General features: G+C 69.6%; 19 protein-coding genes. 6 read left to right on the top strand and 13 right to left on the bottom strand.

Annotated elements, in window-relative coordinates; genetic code table 11:
- Nucleotides 1-2: 2 nt before the first annotated feature.
- From AC2YHJ_RS26505 to AC2YHJ_RS26470, 8 genes are all read right to left on the bottom strand, one after another.
- Nucleotides 3-1,019, bottom strand: coding sequence for a lipid A deacylase LpxR family protein (locus AC2YHJ_RS26505; protein ID WP_487399196.1), 1,017 nt, complete (start codon nt 1,017-1,019; stop codon nt 3-5).
- Between the two features lie 41 nt (nt 1,020-1,060).
- Nucleotides 1,061-2,044 carry an asparaginase gene (locus AC2YHJ_RS26500; RefSeq protein ID WP_487399195.1) on the bottom strand — a complete coding sequence of 328 codons (984 nt, stop codon included), beginning with the start codon at nt 2,042-2,044 and terminating at the stop codon, nt 1,061-1,063.
- Nucleotides 2,041-3,669: an MFS transporter gene (locus tag AC2YHJ_RS26495; RefSeq protein ID WP_487399194.1), complete on the bottom strand. Its 1,629-nt coding sequence runs from the start codon at nt 3,667-3,669 to the stop codon at nt 2,041-2,043. The genes AC2YHJ_RS26500 and AC2YHJ_RS26495 overlap by 4 nt, the downstream gene beginning before the upstream one ends.
- A gap of 25 nt (nt 3,670-3,694) precedes the next feature.
- Nucleotides 3,695-4,699: a glutaminase A gene (gene glsA / locus AC2YHJ_RS26490; protein WP_487399193.1), complete on the bottom strand. Its 1,005-nt coding sequence runs from the start codon at nt 4,697-4,699 to the stop codon at nt 3,695-3,697.
- A 194-nt stretch (nt 4,700-4,893) separates the two neighbouring features.
- Nucleotides 4,894-5,466: a PqiC family protein gene (locus AC2YHJ_RS26485; protein ID WP_487399192.1), complete on the bottom strand. Its 573-nt coding sequence runs from the start codon at nt 5,464-5,466 to the stop codon at nt 4,894-4,896.
- Between the two features lie 4 nt (nt 5,467-5,470).
- On the bottom strand, nt 5,471-7,159 hold the full coding sequence (locus AC2YHJ_RS26480; protein ID WP_487399191.1) for a PqiB family protein: 1,689 nt from the start codon (nt 7,157-7,159) through the stop codon (nt 5,471-5,473).
- Nucleotides 7,159-8,484, bottom strand: coding sequence for a paraquat-inducible protein A (locus tag AC2YHJ_RS26475; RefSeq protein ID WP_487399190.1), 1,326 nt, complete (start codon nt 8,482-8,484; stop codon nt 7,159-7,161). Before AC2YHJ_RS26475 ends, AC2YHJ_RS26480 begins: the two co-directional genes overlap by 1 nt.
- Nucleotides 8,485-8,542: 58 nt before the next feature.
- The gene (locus AC2YHJ_RS26470; protein WP_487399189.1) at nt 8,543-9,193 is read right to left on the bottom strand and encodes an aspartate/glutamate racemase family protein; all 651 of its coding nucleotides are present in this window, start codon (nt 9,191-9,193) and stop codon (nt 8,543-8,545) included.
- A 146-nt stretch (nt 9,194-9,339) separates the two neighbouring features.
- Between AC2YHJ_RS26470 and AC2YHJ_RS26465 the strand changes: the two genes are divergently transcribed.
- The 6 genes from AC2YHJ_RS26465 (at nt 9,340) to AC2YHJ_RS26440 (ending at nt 13,779) form a co-directional block, all read left to right on the top strand.
- Nucleotides 9,340-10,059, top strand: a complete 720-nt coding sequence (locus AC2YHJ_RS26465) for a maleate cis-trans isomerase family protein (RefSeq protein ID WP_487399188.1) — start codon at nt 9,340-9,342, stop codon at nt 10,057-10,059.
- A 64-nt stretch (nt 10,060-10,123) separates the two neighbouring features.
- Nucleotides 10,124-10,921, top strand: coding sequence for an MBL fold metallo-hydrolase (locus tag AC2YHJ_RS26460; RefSeq protein ID WP_487399187.1), 798 nt, complete (start codon nt 10,124-10,126; stop codon nt 10,919-10,921).
- The gene (locus AC2YHJ_RS26455) at nt 10,918-11,700 is read left to right on the top strand and encodes a class II aldolase/adducin family protein (RefSeq protein ID WP_487399186.1); all 783 of its coding nucleotides are present in this window, start codon (nt 10,918-10,920) and stop codon (nt 11,698-11,700) included. The genes AC2YHJ_RS26460 and AC2YHJ_RS26455 overlap by 4 nt, the downstream gene beginning before the upstream one ends.
- A gap of 18 nt (nt 11,701-11,718) precedes the next feature.
- Nucleotides 11,719-12,054, top strand: a complete 336-nt coding sequence (locus AC2YHJ_RS26450) for a carboxymuconolactone decarboxylase family protein (protein WP_487399185.1) — start codon at nt 11,719-11,721, stop codon at nt 12,052-12,054.
- Between the two features lie 4 nt (nt 12,055-12,058).
- Entirely contained in the window at nt 12,059-12,994 is a 936-nt protein-coding gene (locus AC2YHJ_RS26445; RefSeq protein WP_487399184.1) for an NAD(P)-dependent oxidoreductase, read from the top strand.
- A complete protein-coding gene (locus AC2YHJ_RS26440; protein WP_487399183.1) occupies nt 12,994-13,779 on the top strand; it encodes an N-acyl homoserine lactonase family protein in 786 nt (261 codons plus the stop codon). The genes AC2YHJ_RS26445 and AC2YHJ_RS26440 overlap by 1 nt, the downstream gene beginning before the upstream one ends.
- Before the next feature lie 99 nt (nt 13,780-13,878).
- Here the strand turns inward: AC2YHJ_RS26440 and glpD are convergent, their stop codons facing one another.
- From glpD to AC2YHJ_RS26415, 5 genes are all read right to left on the bottom strand, one after another.
- Entirely contained in the window at nt 13,879-15,363 is a 1,485-nt protein-coding gene (glpD, locus tag AC2YHJ_RS26435) for a glycerol-3-phosphate dehydrogenase (RefSeq protein WP_487399182.1), read from the bottom strand.
- A gap of 212 nt (nt 15,364-15,575) precedes the next feature.
- The gene (locus AC2YHJ_RS26430) at nt 15,576-15,830 is read right to left on the bottom strand and encodes a hypothetical protein (protein WP_487399181.1); all 255 of its coding nucleotides are present in this window, start codon (nt 15,828-15,830) and stop codon (nt 15,576-15,578) included.
- Nucleotides 15,831-16,119: 289 nt separating this feature from the next.
- Nucleotides 16,120-17,427 (bottom strand): citrate synthase, encoded by a 1,308-nt coding sequence (gltA, locus tag AC2YHJ_RS26425; RefSeq protein ID WP_487399180.1) that lies wholly within the window; start codon nt 17,425-17,427, stop codon nt 16,120-16,122.
- 124 nt (nt 17,428-17,551) lie between these two features.
- On the bottom strand, nt 17,552-18,061 hold the full coding sequence (locus AC2YHJ_RS26420) for a thermonuclease family protein (protein WP_487399179.1): 510 nt from the start codon (nt 18,059-18,061) through the stop codon (nt 17,552-17,554).
- A 161-nt stretch (nt 18,062-18,222) separates the two neighbouring features.
- Nucleotides 18,223-19,120 (bottom strand): CHAD domain-containing protein (locus tag AC2YHJ_RS26415; protein ID WP_487399178.1); only part of this gene is annotated, 898 nt, incomplete at its 5' end.

Here is a 19,120-nt window from a genome sequence, read left to right as displayed (position 1 = left end):
GATCAGAACTGCATCGACAGGCTGATCGATCCGAACTGCGCGCTTTCCCGCTGCGTCGTGAATTCCCGCGTGCGCGCGGCATAGGACAGCGTCAGCCGGCCGATCGGCGTGAACAGGGCGAAGCCCGCGGATGCCTCACCGACGAGGTATTCCTTGTCCACATGCCGGCTCTCGCGCCAGGTGTTGCCGTCGAGGAAGATGTCGTGCGCGACCACGCGTCCGTCGAAGCCGGCGAAGACGTACCAGCCCCAGCGCCGGACCGGTACGTAGAAGGTCGAGCCGGACACCGAGGGACGCATGCGCGGTGGGCCGAAATCGGCCATCAGGTCGTTGCCGATCCTGATCATCATCCCAGCCGAGGCATTGGTGGCCACATTGCCAAGGCTCGCCGTGAGGCTCGGCACGACGCCGACCGCGACATCGTCCCAGAACGGCTCGCTGTTGAAGCGCCATTGCCTCGTCAGGACGAGGTTCACGCCCGGCTCGTCCTTGAGCTGGTAGGCCCAGCCATAGGCGCGATCGATGTTGAGCCAGTCGTGAACGTTGTTCTGCGTCTGCTCGCCAAGCGCGCTGGGGCCGACGACGCCGAGCTGAAGCTCGATGCTGCCGTAGGAGGTGGGCGTGGTGGAGGACAGGCTGATCGAGCCGTAGAGCCAGCCGGCATAGGGCCGGTCCTGCGGGTTCGGATTGCGCAGCGTCGTGTCGTCCGGGGTGAAGATGTTCTGCCCGAAGGCGAGGCCCCAGCGCATGGCCCCGCCTGCGGGAAGCACGATGCCCGGCCCGTCCGCGATCCAGGAGGGCGGCGCGTAGGGCGCCGACCGCCAGGCCAATTGGAAGCCGCTGGTGTAGTAGCGGTCGGTGCCGGCGAAGGTGTCGTTCTCGTAGGTTAGCGTGAAGGTGCCGTAGGGCTCAGCCGGCCCTGGCACCGCGGCCGGCGTCTGGCCCAGGGCCGGCGCCGCGAGCAGCGCCAGGGCAAGCCCCGCAGCGGCATGCCGGACAGGGTTGCGATCGGCCATCATCGCGGCAGTCCTTCTGCAATGTCCGGCCATGGCAGCCGATGTCATTGATACGGCGCGAAGGCGGCTGCCGCCACGTCTCGTTCGCCGCCACCGCGCAGGGCGAGGCCCAGCAGCAGCCGCGCCTTCGGTCCCGACAGCACGCCACCCGGGATCGCGCCGCGCCGGATCAGGTCGATCTCGCCGCCCGGATAGCCATAGGTCTGCGCGAAAACCGGCCCGGTCGCGCAGCGCGAGGCGAGCACCACCGGCATTCGCGACGCGAGCGCGCCGACCGCCTCGGCCGCATCGGCCGGGACATGGCCGGCGCCCATGCCCTCGATCACAACTCCGGCATAGCCAAGCCCCGGCAGGGCGCCGAGCAGCCGGCCGTCATCGCCCATCGCCCAGCGCAGCAATGCGACCGGCGCCGGCGCGCCCTGTGCGGCCGACAGGGTCGGCTGGCGCGCGACGCGGGTGAGGATGCGCACCCGATCCTCCGCCACCAGGCCGAGCGGCCCGGCCATGGGCGAAGTGAAGGCCGAAGGCAGGGCGGTGTGCGACTTCTGCACGAAGCGCGCCGCATGGACCTCATCGTTCAGTACGGCCAGCGCGCCCAGCCCACGCGCCGCATCGGATGCCGCGACGCGCGCCGCGGCGAGCAGGTTTGCCGGTCCCTCCGCGCCGGGTGCGGCCGCGCCGCGCATCGCGCCCGTGACGACGACCGGCTTGCTGCCCGCCACCAGCAGGTCGAGCAGGAAGGCGGATTCCTCGATCGTGTCGGTGCCCTGGATGACGACGGCGCCGTCGAGGCCGTTGGCGAAGGCGGCTTCGATCCGTTGCGCGACATCGACCAGATGCCCCGGTGTCAGCGATGGGCTGGGCAGGCGCGCCGGGCTGTCGGCCTCGATCTGCGCGACCGTCGCGAGATCGGGCACCGAGGCGACCAGTTCCGCCGCACCGAGTTTCGGTGCGATCCCGCCCTCGGCGGACGGCACCATGGTGATGGTGCCGCCGAGCGAGAGCAGCAGGAGGCGCTTGCGGCTCACGCCTTGCCCCCGCGTGGGGTGATGCCGTCGGGGATCTCGCCGGGGCGATAGGCGGGCAGGCGGCTCGCGGGGATGATGGCGAGCGCGGCCAGCAGCGCCATCAGCAACAGGCCGATCTTCAGCGCCTGAAGCCGCGCCTCCGTGTTGACGCGCACCGCCTCGGCGACCTGCGCCGGGGCCGCGCCGGTGCGTTCCATGATGCCGAGCAGCCGGTCGTTGGAGACGAAGTTGATACTGTCGAGGTCGATCTGCGACACCACTGCCACCGGCAGCTGCGGGTTCTCGGCGATGCGGTACAGGATGCCGGCCGACAGTAGCCCGACCAGCAACGCACCGGCGACTGCCGTGCCGACGCCGGCCGCGAGGTTCTGCGTGGTGCCGCGCAGCGACCCGACATCCCCGGCCAGTTCCTTGGGCGCGGAGGTGACCAGCACGTTGAACACCAGCGTCACCAGCGCGCCCTGGCCGATGCCGAAGGTGATCAGGCCGAACATCACGGGAATGGCCGACCAGTCGTTGCGCACCACCCAGGCGAGCCACAGCAGGCCGACGATGCACAGCGCGAAGCCCCCCTGCGCGATGCGGCGCGGACTGACCTTGTCGTATAGCCGCACCACCAGCATCGCCGTGAAGAACACCGTCAGGTTGAACGGCATCATGGCGATCGCGGTTTCGATCGGCGTGCGCCCCTGCACGATCTGGATGTAGAGCGGCACCGTGAAGTTCAGCATGGCCTCGAGCCCGACCACGGTGAACATCGCATAGACCGCCGCGCGCTCCTCGCCCGAGGTGATGACGCGCAGGTCGAGCAGCGGCGTGCCGCCGCGCGCGGTGACGCGCCGGCACCAGGCGATGAAGGATTGCAACAGGATCGCGCCGACCACGATCATGATCGGCGCAGGGGACATGCCGAAGATGTCGAACGGCGCGCCGGGTCGCGCGACGCCGAGGCCCCAGCGGTTCAGGTTGTTGAAGCCGAACACGATCATGACGATCGCCGCCGCCGCCAGCACCACGCCCACCAGGTCGATCTTCACCTCCGGGCGGGCGTCCTCCGGCTTCAGCTTGAAGGACAGCAGGAACACGACGGCCGCGGCCACGACCAGGATGCCGAAGACCGGCCGCCAGCCGATGAACGTGCCGAGCATGCCGCCGATCAGGAAGGCGGCCACGCCCGCCGCGGCGCGCGCCGAGCCCAGTGCACCCACCGCCGTCGCCTGCTGCGCACCGCGATAGTGATGCGCGATCAGCGCCACAAGCGCCGGGACGATCACCGATGCGGCGAGCCCGGCGAGCAACTGCGCGCCGAGCATCACCGGTGCCGCCCAGGAGATCACCATGAGCACCTGCGCCATGGCGAAGACGCCGATCACGGCGCGGAACACCGCGGTCGATCCGAAGCGCTGCACAAGCTTCGCGCCCAGCATCACGAAGCCGGCGACGGACAGCGAATACATCACGATGCCGGTCGCCACCGTGGTCGGCGGCACGCCGAAGCTCGACACCATGCCGGCTAGCGAGACCGGCAGCGCGGCGACGTTGAAGGACATCAGCATCTGGCCGAGCGCGATGGCGATCATCGGCACCCAGGATTCCCGCGGTTCTGTGGCGGCTGCGCTGCTCATGGTTCTTGTTTCCCCCGTTTCCGGTTCAGGCCGCCGGTTGTGATGCGAATAGGTTGAGTCCGAGGCGCTCCGACAGGAAGCGCGTCACCAGCTGGCCACGGACGCTGTTGCCGGCGGCATCGAGCGGTGGCGAAAAGACCCCGAGCCCGCCCTTGCCCGGCGCGGTCGTGACCAGCCCACCGGCGACGCCGCTCTTGCCTGGCAGCCCAACCTCGTAGAGCCAGTCGCCCGATTGTTCATACAGGCCGGCCGTCGCCATCACGGCCAGCACGCGGCGGCAGCGATCCTCATCGACCACGCGTTCCTTCGTGACCGGGTTCACGCCACCATCGGCAAGCGTCGCGCCCATCACCGCGAGATCCCGCGCCGTGACATTCAGCGCGCATTGGCGGGTGTAGATGTCGGTCGCCTCGTCCGGGTCGGAATACATCCGCCCATAACCCTGTAGCAGCCTGGCGATGCCCTGGTTGCGCTGGTTGGTCGCGGCCTCGGATTCATAGACCTCCGCATCCATGGCCAGTTCGCGGCCCGCGAAGCGGGACAGGCCGTCGCGGATGAAACGCCAGCGTTCCTCGGCATTCGTCCCAGGCGCAAGGCTCGTCGCCGCGATCGCCCCGGCATTGACCATCGGGTTCATGGTGCGGTCGGCGTTCAGCTCGATCGCCATGACCGAGTTGAAGGGCAGGCCGGTGGCGTTGACGCCGACGCTCGCCCGCGCGCGGCCACCGCCCAGCGCCTGGCAGACCAGGGCGAAGACGAAAGGCTTGGAGATGGATTGGATCGAGAAGGCGCGATCGGTGTCGCCCACCGCATGGATCTCGCCGTCGACGCCGGCCACGCAGACGCCGAACCAATCCGCCGAAGCCTTGGCGAGGGCGGGGATGTAGTCCGCGACCTTGCCGTCGCCGACGCCGCGGTATCGGTCCCAGGCTTCCTGGACCAGCGTGTCCACCGCCGGATTGGGCGGCAGGTGGCCGGTTGAGACGGCCGCGGGGCCGAGGGATTCGTCGCTGTGCAGGCGATCATGCATCGCGGTTGTCTTCCGGATTCGCTTCCACCCTGGCGCGATACTGACACACCACGTGCCCGGAATGCTGCGGGTGATTGAAATGGCATGGTCGGTCGTGCGCCATGCCATCACCCGCCACGCTAGATGCCGCTGAATCCGTGGGGATCGGCCGAGAGTCCCGCGCCTGGACGACGCGTTCCAAACTGTCCCGGCGATCAGGGCGCCAGGATGGCCGCCACCGCGTCGGCGAGCCGGCCGGCCGCGCCACTCGCCGCAGCCACGAAGGCGGGCGTCGTGCCGTCGGTGATCGGCGTGGTGATTGCTTCGGTCCGCGCCACCTCGCGCCGGCGCGGCTCGCGCAGCGTCACGGCGATCTGCGCCGTCATCGCCAGCGTCTCCGGCGCGGCCTGGCCGAGGCGCTGCAGATTGACCTCCACCGTCGCCTCCGGCGTGACGGAGATGGCGCCGCCGGTGGCGAAGACATTCGAATTCGGCAGGCGCTGGGCGAGGTTCTCGACCAGCAGCCGCGTCATCATGGTGTCGAGGTTCTCTCCCCACCAGTCATTGCCCGAGACGTCGAGGCGATACTCGGCGACCGACCGCACGATCTGCACGCGGTCGAGGTAGCGCGCCAGCGAGACCTCCCGCACCGCCACGTTGCGCGGCCCGCCGCGTCGCGGCGTGCCGGCGACGGGTTGCAGCGTGTAGAGCGCCGGTTCGGGCGAGCGGCAGGCCGCCAGCAGGGCGAAGGCAGCGAGCGGCGCGGCGTCGCGGCGACGGAAGGTCATGCGGTCATTGCCCCTGCGTCGAGCGGCCCCGGATCAGCGATTCCGGGTTGCGGTTGAGCTGGTCCACAAGGCTGCGCAGCGACCGCGCGGCCACGGTGATCTGTTCGAGCATCCGGTCGAGGTCGCGATGGAACTGCGATTCGTCGCCATAGCCACGGCTGGCCGAGACGATCAGCCGGTTCGCCTGGGCGACGGTGCTGTTCAGGTTGGTCATGATCTGCGGCAGGGTGCGCAGCGCCGGCTGCAGCGAGGCATCGAGCCGGCGCATCGTTTCCTCCGCCGCCGCCAGCGTGCCCTGCAGCGCGGCGAGGGAGGCGCGCAGCTCGGGCCCGCGCACCAGCTCGTTCACGCCGGCGACCGTGTTGTCCACATTGCGGCCGATATCCGCCAGGGGCATCGCCTCGATGCCCGCCAGCACGCGGTTCACGCCATCCAAGATGGAGGCGAACTGGCCGGGGACGGTGGGCATGACGATGACATCGCCTTCCATCCGGATCTCGGCCGGCGCGGCGTTCTCGACCATCTCCAGCGCGATCTGCTGCTGGCCGGTGATCAGGTTGGCGCTCATCAGCCGCGCACGCATGCCCTGGCGCACCAGCAGCCGCGCGTTCTCGAGCACGCCGCGGGTGCGGGCATGGATCGATCCGGTGACGCGCTCGGGCTCGATCTCGTAGCGGACGGGCACGCGGAGCTGCTCGGTCGCGGGGTCGTAGGTCAGGTCGTAGCCCAGCACCTCCCCGATGCGCACGCCCTGGAAGGTGACGGCGGCACCGGGTGCGAGACCGGTGATGGAATCGGTGAAGTAGGACACCACTGGGACGCGGCGCGTGATCGCGGCGTTGTTGGCGGCCTCCTGGGTGGCGTAGAGGCGGAACACGTCGTTCTGCGCGACCGTCCGGCCATCGCGCGCGGCTTCCGGCGTCTCGAAGGCGATGCCGCCGAGCAGCAGCGCGCGCACCGATTCCAGTTGCAACTGCACGCCTTCGGCGCCGAGCCGCAGCGAGACGCCTGAGGCGTTCCAGAAGCGCGAACCTTCCCGCACATACTGGTCGAAGGGCGCGCGGATGAAGGCGTGGATGGTCACGCTCTGCGCCATGTCCGCGAGGTCCCAGCCCATCACCTGCCCGACTTCGAGGTCGCGGTAGAAGATCGGCGAGCCGAGGCTGATCGAGCCGAGGCGATCGGCGCGCAGCCGGAAGGTGCGGCCCGGTTCCTGGGCCGTCAGCAGCGGCGGGTCCTCGAGTCCGGTGAAATGGCGTTCCGGCTGGCCGCTCGCGGTCGGAGCCGGCGCGATCTGGATGTAGGAGCCGGAGAGCAGCGTATCGAGGCCCGAGATGGAGCCGGCGAAAAGTCGCGGCTTGACCACCCAGAAGCGGGCATTCTCGTTCAGCAGCGGTTCGGCGGCGCGCGTCGTGCGCACCGTCATGGTGACGCGTTCCAGGTCGGGCGTCAGCGCGATCTCCTGCACCGTGCCCATCACCACGTCGCGGTAGCGGAGTTGGGACTGGCCCGCCGTCAGCCCCTCCGCCCCGCGGAAGGTGATGGTGATGGTCGGGCCGCGCTGCGACCAGCTATGCCAGACGAGGAAGCCGGCGATCAGCGCGGTGACGATCGGGATCGCCCAGATCGGCGACAGCCACCGGCTGCGCCCGACCTTCGCGGTCACCTTCGCCTCGGGATGGTCGAGTGCCATCAGTCTGTCTCCACCGCGTCGCCGTTGCGCCCGGCGGCATCCCACATCAGCCGCGGGTCGAACCCCTCGGCGGCGAGCATGGTCAGGATGACCACGCCGCAGAAGGCGATCGCGCCCATACCGGGCTCGATGCTGACCACGTCGCCGAAGCGCACCAGCGCCACGAGGATCGTCACCATGAAGATGTCGATCATCGACCAGCGGCCGATCGCATTCACCGCGAAATACAGCTTGCCACGGTCACGCAGCCGGACCCCCGATCCGCGCTGCGTCGAGACCAGCAGCAGCACCATGCCGATGATCTTCAGCATCGGTACCGCGACCGAGGCGAAGAACACCAGCAGCGCGAGCGGCCACATGCCGCCGTCCAGCAGTTCGACGACGCCGCCGAGGATGGTGCTGGGCTGGCCCGAGCCGAGTTGGATGAATTGCAGCACCGGATAGGCATTGGCCGGCACGTACAGGATCGCCGCCGCGATCAGCAACGCCCAGGCGCGCGGGATGGCGTCGGGCTTGCGCGCATGCAGCGCGCTGCCGCAGCGTGGGCAGCGCTCGTCATGGTCGTGCGGCAGGCTGACCAGCCCGCAGGTGTGGCAGGCCACCGCGCCATCGGCCGGGGAGGCGAGCGCCGTCGCTGCGTGGTCGATCTCGTCGCGCGGCACGCCGCGGCGTTCCATCTCGTCCCACACCGCCTGGCGGTCCAGCACCGCCTCGGCAGCGATCATCGTCAGCATCAGCAGCGCCATGGCGTAGAGTGCCACGCCGATCTCGATGTGCACGAGATCGACCAGCTTGGTGTAGGCCACCGCCACGCCGAGCAGGAAGACCTCGACCATCGACCAGGGCCGCAGGTGCTCGACCAGCGCATAGACGCGGCGGATGTGGCGTGGTGGCCGCGGCAGCCGCAGCCCGGTCAGCACATAGGTCATGGCCACCAGCTTCGCGACCGGCGCGAGGACAGTGGTGGCCAGCACGACGATCGTCAGTTCCCACAACCCGCTGCGGCCGAGATCGACCGGGCCGGTGAACAGGCTCGCCTGGCGCACCATGCCGGCGGTGCTGACCGTCATCAGCGACATCAGGCAGGCTACGGCGAAGATCGACAGCGCTGCGAGGTTCAGCGCCAGCGCCCGCCCCAGCGGGTCGATGCGCGCGCGCCGCAGCACCGTCTCGCAGCGAACGCAGCGCGCCGCCTGGCCTGGCAGCAGCGACGGCAATTTCTGGAACTGCCCGCAGCTCGCGCATTCGCACAGCCGGGCGGATGTCCGCCAGGCTTCGAGGGCGTGGGCCGTGGCGCCGCCGGCGGTCGGGGCTGCAAGGGTCATGCGGCCGCTTTTACTCCGTCCCGGCGGCTGCACCACGCGAGAAGTCTATCCGAAATCGTCAGGGTCCGCCGGCGCGGCGGACCGCGAGGGCGACCGCGGCCGGCACCGGTTCGATGATCGGCACGGCCAGGCGCGGCCGCAATGCCGCGGCGGCGGCGGCCAGCGGACCGCCGCCGATGATGATAGCGTCCGGCGCGGCCTCGGCCATGGCGCTGCCGATCGCGGCCTCCAGGGCCGCTTCGAGCCGTGCCGGATCGGCCATGAGGTTGCTCGCATCGCCCGGTGTCAGCCAGGCGCCCGCGAAGGCGGCGGCGTGGCCATAGGCCTCGACGCGGGCGGCCATGGCGTCCGCCAGCAGCGGCGTGGTGGTGACGATGGCGAAGCGGCCATGGGATGCTGCCTCCGCCATCGCGGCTTCCGCGATGCCGGTCACGGGGACCGGCGCCGTCGCGCGGATGGCGGCAAGTCCCGGATCACCGAAGGCGGCGATGATGACGCCGCCATAGGGCGCGAGATCCATGCCCGCGAGCAGCGCCTGCACGGCATCCGCCGCCACTGCGAGCATCGCCGGGTCGAGGATCAGGGGGACGCCGGTCGCGGCGGTCGCGCCGTCGATCGTGACGCCAGGCGGCGCCGCGGCGCGCGCGATGCCCAGCATCAGCTCGGTCGTGCGGGCATTCGTGTTGGGGTTCACGAGAAGCAGCCGCATGGCATCTCCTGCAAGGCCGCGCCGCGCGGCATCGGGTCATGGCGACGCAGCCTAACCAGCCGCAACGCGCCGGACCAGGGCCGGCCCTGCTGCGCGCCATGCCGGACCATGCCACGCTGCCGCCGAGCAAGAGGGAGCGTGCGCGCATGAGCAACCGACTGGCGATCGGCAGCATCACGCCATCGTCCAACCGCGTCGTGGAACGCACCCTGGCGGGCATCCTGCCGGCTTTTCCCGCGATCGACAGCTGCGTCGCGCGCATCACCTATTACGGCGCGGGCCTCGGCCAGCCGAAGGATGGCTATGACGAGGCGGCTTACCGGCAGGCGGCGTGGAACCTCGGCCATGCCGGGGTCGGCGTGGTGTGCTGGAACGGTTCGCGCGGCGCGGGCCTCGGCCTCGACGCCGATCGCAGGCTTGTCGCGGTGATGGCCGAGGCGGCGGGCTGCCCGGCGACGACGACCGCGCTTGCGACGCTGCGCCTGTTGGACGGCTTTGGCGCGCGGCGCGTCGGCATCGTCACGCCGGGCGAGGCGGGTGACGCCGCGACGGCGGCGGCGGGCCTCGGCCGCGTACCGGCCGGGATCCGCTCGCTCGGCCTGGCGGGCAACCACGAATCCGCTGCCGTGCCCGTGTCGCGCATCATCGCGCTGGCGCGGGAGGTCGCGGCCGAGGGACGCCCCGATGCCATCCTGCTCTGGAGCACGAACCTGCCGGGTTTCGAGGCGGCCGCGCCGCTGGAGGCCGAGCTCGGCATCCCCGTGATCGATGCCGCCGCGGCGGGCGTCTGGGCCTGCCTGCGGGAGGTCGGCGCGGACATGACCGACGCCGCGCCGCTGGGACGGATCTTCACCATGGCGTGCTGAAGCGCGGCCGTCTGGTCGGCGCTTCGCCGCCGTCCTAGGCTCCGATGCAGGGAAGGATGTCCATATGAAATGGCAAGGCGGCGGCTGGGATCTCGAGATCCTCGTGAATGGCTATCCGGGCAAGGCCGTGCCGCATGGTGGCCTAGGTTGGAGCACGGTGGTGCTGTTACGCGGGCATGGCCGCGTCGTGGTGCTGGACGGTGGCGGCTATGGGCTGCGCAAGGTGCTGGGCGGCATGCTCAAGGAACGGGGCCTCGCGCTGGGCGACGTGACCGACCTGTTGCTAAGCCATGCGCACCACGACCATTCGGTGAACTGGCCGATGTTCCGTGAGGCGCGCATCCATATCGGCCGCAAGGAACTCGCCTGGGCGCTCGGCGTGCCCTGGGGCGAGACCGCGGTGCCCGAGCACGCCATTGCCGCCTTGTCGAAATGGCCGACGCTGCAGTTGATGGATGACGGACAGGAGGTGCTGCCGGGCATCACCGCGCATCTCGCCCCGGGTCACACGCCGGGCCACCTGATCTTCGTCATCGCCGGCAGCGGCCGGGATTGCGTGCTGCTGCAGGATGCGGTGAAGAACCGCGTCGAGCTGACCACCCGCACCACCGACATGACCTACGACCCGGCAGTCAGCCGTGCGACGATCGACATGGTGTGGGAGATCTGCCGCGCCCGCCCGGGCTGCCTGCTCATCCCCGGCCATGACCTGCCGATGACCGTCGAGAACGGCGTGCCGCGCGCCTTCGGCAAGCACCACGCCGCGATCCGCGGCTGGTTCGGCACCACGCTCGACGAGATGACGCGCTTCGACCTGGCGCCGCTGGAACCCGAGCCCTCACCCGAAGGAGCGACACCATGACGCATGCCTCAGCCCTCGGCATCGCGCCGATCGAGGCTTCGGTGAGCGAAGCCGAATGGCAGGCGCGCATCGATCTCGCCGCGTGCTACCGGCTGTGCGACCGCTACGGCATGTCGGACATGATCTACACCCACATCACGACGCGCGTGCCGGATGCGCCGGGGCAGTTCCTGATCAATCCGAACGGCCTGCTGTTCAGCGAGATGACCGCGTCCTCCCTGCTGAAGGTGAATGAGGATGGGGAGGTGCTGTATCGCCCCGACCTGCCCTACGGGTTGCACCCGGCGGGCTTCACCATCCATTCCGCGATCTACCGCGCGCGGCCCGATGCGGCGGCGGCGATGCATACCCACACCATCGCCGGCATGGCGGTCAGCGCGCTGAAATGCGGGCTGCTGCCGCTGACCCAGACGGCGACGCGCTTCTATGGCCGCACCGCCTATCACGATTTCCGCGGGCCGGAGCGCGATCCGTCCGAGCGCGACCTGCTGGCGAAGTCGCTCGGCAGCCTCAACTACTGCATCCTGCGCAACCATGGCCTGCTGACCGTCGGCGAAAGTGTCGCCGAGGCCTTCATCGCCATGTGGGGGCTGGAGCGCGCCTGCCAGGCGCAGCTCGCCGCCATGGCCTGCAACACCGAGCTCGAGATGCCGAGCCCGGAGGTCGTGGAGAAATCCTGTTCCATGTACGCACCCGGCAATTCGCGGAAATACGGCCCGCTCGAATGGCAGGGCCTGCTGCGCATGCTCGACCGCACCGATCCTGACTTCCGCGATTGAACGAACAGGAGACGACCCTTGGCTTATTCCCCCCAAGCCCGCCGCGACCGCATCAAGCCGAACTTCCCCAAGCTGGTCGAGATGACCAGTGAGTATGTCTATGGCGATGTCTGGGAACGGCCGCAGCTGTCCAAGCGCGACCGCAGCATGGTGACGATTGCGGCGCTGACTGCGCTCGGCTGGCGCGACCAGCTGGAAGGCCATATCGGACGCGGCCTCGCCAACGGCCTGACGCGGGAGGAGGTGAGTGAGGTCATCACCCATCTTGCCCTCTATTCCGGTTGGCCGTCCGCGATGACCGCCGCGCATGTCGCGACCGAGGTCTTCGAGGCCGAGGACAAGGCGAAGGGCTGATACCATGAAGGTGGGTTTCATCGGCCTCGGCACCATGGGCGCCTTCATCGCGGCCAATCTGCAGAAGGCCGGGCATGACTTGGTGATCCACGACATCCGGCGGGAGGCCGGTGCGAACCGCCTGGCTGCCGGCGCCGTCTGGGCCGACAGCCCGAAGGCGGTCGCCGAGCAGAGCGAGACCATCTTCACCTCGCTGCCCGGCCCGAAGGAGGTCGAACCCGTCGTCTTCGGCGCCGATGGCATCCTCGCCGGCGTGAAGCCGGGCGCGGCCTATTTCGACCTTTCCACCAACTCGCAGGCGCTGGTGCGCCGCTTTGCCGAGGCGCTGGCCGAGAAAGGCGCCTTCGGCTTCGACGCGCCGGTCAGCGGCGGGCCGAAGGGGGCCGAGACCGGGCAACTCGCCATCTGGGTCGGCGGCGACCGGGCTGTCTATGAACGGTTCAAGCCGGTGCTCGACGCCTTCGGCGACCAGGCGCGCTACATCGGGCCGATCGGGTCAGCCACCGTCGCGAAGCTCGTCCACAACATGGCCGGCTACGCCATCCAGACGGTGATGGCGGAGGTCTTCGCAATGGGCGTGAAGGCCGGGATGGATCCGCTGGAATTGTGGACGGCGGTGCGGCAGGGCGCGCTTGGCCGTAAGCGCACCTTCGACCGCGTGGCGGACCAGTTCCTGGTGGACAAGTACGACCCGCCCGCCTTCGCACTGAAGCTCGCGCACAAGGATGTGTCGCTGGCCGTGAACATGGGCCGCGAGCTCGGCGTGCCGATGCGCCTGTGCAACCTGACGCTCGAGGACATCAACGAGGCGCTGAACCGCGGCTGGGACAATCTCGACAGCCGTGTGCCGATGAAGCTGCAACTCGAACGCGCGGGGGTGGCGATCGCCTGCGACCCGGCCGCGGTGCAGGCAGTGCTCGACGCCGACAAGGCGGGCTGATGACCTACAAGGTCTTTGCCCTGCGCTACGCCAGACGCGATGCGCGCCGGCACGAGCATTTCATCGGCGGCGACCCGCATGATGCACCGATGCCGATGGACTACTTCGTCTGGGCGATGGTGAATGCGGATCGCACCGTTATCCTCGACACCGGCTTCACCGAGCCGGTTGCGCGCAAGCGCAAGCGCGAATGGCTGCGCTGCCCGGTGGACAGCCTGTCGCTGCTCGGCATCGATCCCGACAGTGTCGAGGACGTGGTCATCTCCCACCTCCACTACGACCATGTCGGCACCTTCCACAAATTCGCCAAGGCCCGCTTCCACCTCCAGGAGGCGGAGATGCACTACGCCTGCGGCCACTACATGAAGCACCACAAGCTGCGCCATTCCTTCGAGGTCGAGGACGTCGCCGGCATCATCCGCATGACCTATGCCGACCGCGTGGTGTTCCACGATGGCGATGCGGAACTCGCCCCAGGCATCACGTTGCATTCGGCGCCTGGCCATTCGGCCGGGCTGCAATGCGTGCGCGTCGACACGGATCGCGGCCAGGTCGTCCTTGCCTCCGACGTCACGCATTTCTACGAGAATCTGGAGACGGGCCGGCCCTTCACCACGCTGTTCCACCTGGGCGGCATGCTGGATGGCTTCGATCGGCTGCGCGCCTTGGCGCCAAGCCCGCGCCACATCGTCCCCGGCCACGACCCAGAGGTGATGCACCGCTACCCCGCTGTGCCTGGCCTCGAAGGCATCGCCGTCGAACTGCACAGGAACCCCACGGCATAGATCAGGGCGCACCGTCGCGCCCGGCACCTGGAAGCGGCATTCCAAATGACACTGTCATTTGGCGGGGTGGTTTGGAGGGGCAGCGCCCCTCCAATTCCGTCATCCCATCCGCGCCGCCAGCGCCTCACGCTCCCCGGCTGTCATATGCAGGCCGAGCTTCGACCGCCGCCACAGGACGTCCTCGGCTGTCTGCGCCCATTCGTGCCGCTGCATCCAGGCGAGTTCTCGCTCGGTCAGCCCGCCGCCGAGCGACGCGCCAAGGGCTTCGAACGACGTCGCGCCGTCGAGCATCAGGTCCAGTTCCGACCCATAGGTCCGCACCAGCCGGTGCAACACCGCCGGCGGCAGCCAGGGGTGGCGGCGCCCTGCCTCGGCCTCGAAGCCCGGCAATCCGCCAGGGCCGAGATCGCCCCCCGGCAGGGCCGCCGTTCCGGTCCAGGCCGCGCCGGCGTCACGCCCCGCTGCCTTGGCGATGCGCTCGACTGCTTCCTCGGCCAGCCGGCGATAGGTCGTGATCTTGCCGCCGAGCACCGAAAGCAGCGGCGCGCCCGGGCCGGCATCCATCTCCAGCACATAGTCGCGCGTCACGGAGGATGCGTCGGAGGAGCCGTCATCGTAGAGCGGCCGCACGCCGGAATAGGTCCAGACGACATCCTCCGGCCGCGGCGCGCGGCGGAACTGCTCGGCGACCGCCGCGCAGAGATAGTCGATCTCCGCGCCCGAGGCGGAGGCCTGGCGCGCATCGCCCTCGAAGGCGATGTCGGTGGTGCCGATCAGCGAGAAGTCGCGCTCATAGGGAATGACGAAGACCACGCGCCGGTCGTCGTTCTGCAGCAGATAGGCCTGCGTCCCGTCATGCAGCGCGGGCACGATGATGTGGCTGCCCTTGATCAGCCGCACCTTGCCGCGCGGCTTCTGCCCGGTACGGCCGAGCGCGTCCAGCACCCAGGGCCCGGCGGCATTCACCAGGACGCGGCAGTGCAGCGTCTCGCGCGTGCCGTCCGCGGCCTCGGCGACCACCTCCCAGCCTTCGGGGCCGCGCTTCGCCGCCAGCATCGCAGTGCGCGTGCGGATATCCGCGCCGCGTGCGGCGGCATCGCGGGCATTCAGCAGCACCAGCCGCGCATCCTCCACCCAGCAATCCGAATAGGCGAAGGCGTTTGTGATGTGCGGGTCGAGCGGCGCGCCATAGGGATGGGTGCGGCAGTCGATCGCCTCATGCGCCGGCAGGCTGACGCGGCGTGCGAGGCTGTCATACAGGAACAGCCCGGCGCGGATCATCCAGCGTGGGCGCATCTCCGGCCGGTGCGGCAGCACGAAGCGCATCGGCCAGACGATGTGCGGCGCGATGCGCAGCATCACCTCGCGCTCGGCCAGAGCCTCCCGCACCAGGCGGAACTCGTAGTGCTCCAGGTAGCGCAACCCGCCATGGATCAGCTTGGTCGAAGCCGATGACGTCGCGCTGGCGAGGTCGGCGCGTTCCAACAGGCAGACCGAGAGGCCGCGCCCCACGGCGTCGCGCGCGATCCCGCTTCCGTTGATGCCGCCGCCGACGATGACGATGTCGTAGAGCCTGCTGTCCATCGCGATCCTTCCCTGCGCGTTGATACCAACCCCGGCGGCGCTTCGGAATGATCATTGGCGTTTTCATGGGTGTGGGATTGCGGGCAGGGGCTGGATCATGGGGCCCACGGGGCCGCCGGGTGGCTGGCGCCGCGCGCGAGCGGGGGCGGAACGCGAAGCCAGCCGCGCGGGCTACCGGCGATTCGGGTGGCCGTGAGCTTGCGCCTGCACCTTCACTGCAGGCCGACGGCGTGCGCGAGCCTCGCACGGCAGGCGCTGCCCGAGGTTTCCATCGGCGGCTCGGCCAATTGCCGCAGCACGGAGCCCACGCCGCCGCCGGGCTGCATCACCGTGAAGTTGCCGCCCCGGCCGGGATCCACCGACCCGAAGCCCTTGGTGACCCAGCAGGACAGGGGCGGCGACACGAATTCCCCCGCCACCACGATGGCGAGCAAGACCGCCAGGATGCGAATGAGGTTGCGCAGCATGCCGATCCTCCTGCCCGTTCACCGCCCTGGCGGGTGTCCCCACATATCCGCCAAGGCGCGGAAGGCAGGCGATGGACTGACGCGCCGAACCACGGCCGCGCGCACCGGGGGATGCGGCACGGCGGGTCGGACGTCACCGCCGAGTCCCCCTCCATCCGGCGGCGAGCCTAAGGCCGGACCGGTGTGCCTGTAACGCGCAAAGCGGGGCGAGTGCCGGAAGGTGCCGGCAACGAAAAGCCGGCCGGGGTCGCCCCCGGCCGGCCATGCCGCGCCATGATGGATGAAGCGCTCAGCCGCGCTTGTTGGCCGGCACGAAGTCGCGCGCCGCCGCGCCCGTGTAGATCTGGCGTGGGCGGCCGATGCGCTGGGACGGATCCTCGATCAGTTCCTTCCACTGGCTGACCCAGCCCACGGTGCGCGCCACCGCGAACAGCACGGTGAACATCGAGGTCGGGATGCCCATCGCCTTGAGGATGATGCCCGAATAGAAATCCACGTTCGGATACAGCTTGCGGCTGATGAAGTAGTCGTCGGACAGCGCGATCCGCTCCATCTCCATCGCCATGTCGAGCAGCGGCTCATCCTTGATGCCGAGCTCGGCGAGCACTTCGTGGCAGGTCTCCTTCATGATCTTCGCGCGCGGATCGAAGTTCTTGTAGACCCGGTGGCCGAAGCCCATGAGCTTGGTGTGGGAGTTCTTGTCCTTCACCTCGGAGATGAACTGCGGGATGTTCTCCGGGCTGCCGATCTCGGCGAGCATCTTCAGCACCGCCTCGTTCGCGCCGCCATGCGCCGGGCCCCACAGCGCGGCGATACCCGCGGCGATGCAGGCGAAGGGGTTCGCACCCGTCGAACCGGCGAGACGCACGGTGGAGGTCGAGGCGTTCTGCTCATGGTCCGCATGCAGGATCAGGATGCGGTCCATCGCGCGCGACAGGATCGGGTTGTTGACGTACGGCTCCGCCGGCACGCCGTTCAGCATGTAGAGGAAGTTCTCCGCGTAGCCGAGGTCGTTGCGCGGATACATGAAGGGCTGGCCGATCGAATACTTGTAGGCCCAGGCCGCGATGGTCGGCACCTTGGCGATCAGGCGGAAGGCCGCGATGCGGCGCTGGTCCGGATCGTTGATGTCGAGGTTGTCGTGGTAGAAGGCGGCCATCGCGCCGACCACGCCGCACATCACCGCCATCGGGTGCGCATCGCGGCGGAAGCCGTCGAAGAAGCGGCGCAGCTGCTCATGCAGCATGGTGTGGCGCGTCACGCCGGTGTGGAACGCCTCGTATTCCGCCTTGTTCGGCAGGTCGCCGTTCAGCAGCAGATACGCGACCTCGAGGAAGGAGGACTGCTCCGCCAGCTGCTCGATCGGGTAGCCGCGATACAGCAGCACGCCCTCATCGCCGTCGATGTAGGTGATGGTGCTCTCGCAGGACGCCGTCGCGCCATAGCCGGGGTCGTAGGTGAAGATCCCGAGATCGCCATACAGCTTGCGGATGTCGGCCACCTGCGGCCCGAGCGTCCCGCCGAGCAGGGGCAGGGTGGTGCTCTTGTTGGAACCATCGAGCGTGACGGTGATCGAGCCGGTGGCCTTGCTGGTCATTCAGGAACTTCCTCAACCCGTTCGGGGGCGCGCGGAAAGGATCGCGCCGGTCATGATGCAGCGCAAGATAATGGCCTGTCGCCTGGATTGGCAAACCCACCCGCAACCCCGTTGCGGGGTGGGGTCATTCCCGCCCGCGCCAGTCCTGGGGCAGGCCGGTCCGGTTCGCCCAGAGACCGCGATCACCGCGCCGGGCGGTCGCCTCGGCCGAGCGCATGGCGCCGCCGGTCGCCACGGCGAAGCCGCCGCCGACCAGCGTGCGCCCGAGATCGGCGCCATCGACCTCGCAATGCCCGACGCCACGGCCGAAGGCGTCGCGCCCGGTGATGCGGCAGGTGACGGCGCGGCCGCCGATCATGCGCATCAGCGCCGCGGCCGATGCGCCGCCGCAGTCGAAGCCTTCGCCATCGGGACGGCGGCAGGTCTCGCCGCGCATCGGCGCCGCGATGCCGGACAGCCGCACCACGCGTTCGCCAAGTGCCAGCGTCTCACCATCGACGATGCGGATATCCGCCGCGGCGGCCTGCCATTCGCGATCGGCTGGTGCGGAGCCGAAAAGATTGGTGGGGAGGCCGAGCGCGACCAGCAACGGCGTGGCCACCGCCGCCGAGATCAGCAGGGCCGCGCCGCGCATGCGGGGCCGCGCCCTGCGCCCTTTGAAGATACGCCGTCGTTCGAGCACGTGGGATCGTTAGACCGACCCGACGGGGGGCCGCAACCGGACTCGCGCAGCTTTTTCGGCAATACGGATTCTGCGCCACACGTATTGCGCGAGGGCTACCGCAAGAATCTCGCCTAGCCCTCTGACCAGAAACGATCCTTGCCGTGCAGCCGCCGCCAGGCCTGCAAGGCGTCGCCGCGGCTGGCGGCGACCCGTGCTTCGCTCCAGCCCTCGACCACGCCCACCGCCCAGGCGCGCCCGCCATCGCCGGGCCTGGCCAGCCGGGCCGCCAGCCCGCGCGCCACGGCCGCGTCATTGGCGAGGCCGAGCCCCTCCTGCAACGCCGCCACGCGGCGCAGGAAGCGGCGGCCGGCCTTGGCGCCGAACACCGGGGCGAAGACCTCGGCCGCGTAGCGCAGCCGCTTGCCGTCCAGGCGCAGCTCATGCAGCGCCTCGGCCGACAGCGCTTCGAAGTCGCCGCCGGCGCGGCGCAGCTTCTGCCAGCGCCGGTCCAGGACCGAGCGGCCGAACGCGGCGACGGGCGCGTCGAGGACCTCAAGGCGCGGCGGCTCCGCATCCTCCCGCCAGGGCTTCGCCAGCAGCATCGCCACCAGGTCGATCAGCAACAGCCGCCAGGGCGCACCGCCCAGCATGACGAGCACGGCGGCATAGGCATCCCGGCGCTGCACTTCGGCGGCGCGGCGCAGCCCGGCGATGCGCTTCTCCTCCGGGAAGGCCTTCTCGACCTGGCGCACGATGCCGCCGAGGAAGACATCCCAGTCGCGCGCGGGGCCGAGCACCGTCAGCACCTCCCGCAATTGCGCATCGATCGTCCGCAGCGCGGTGCAATCCGTCGCCGCGCGGAAGACCCGGAAGACTGAACGCAACCGCCGTAGCGCGACCCGCGTCTGGTGCACCGGCTCCGGCGAGGCGTCGGGCTGGATGCGGGCGGATTGCTGGCGCACCACCTCGACCAGGTGCCCGGCGGCGGCCAGGAAGGCGTCCTCGGCCGTCGCGGCGGCGGAGGTATCG

Source organism: Roseomonas sp. SRI_022, from assembly GCF_057586215.1.
The sequence above is the reverse complement of the archived record's forward strand: the minus strand, read 5'-3'. Positions and strand labels throughout refer to the sequence as shown.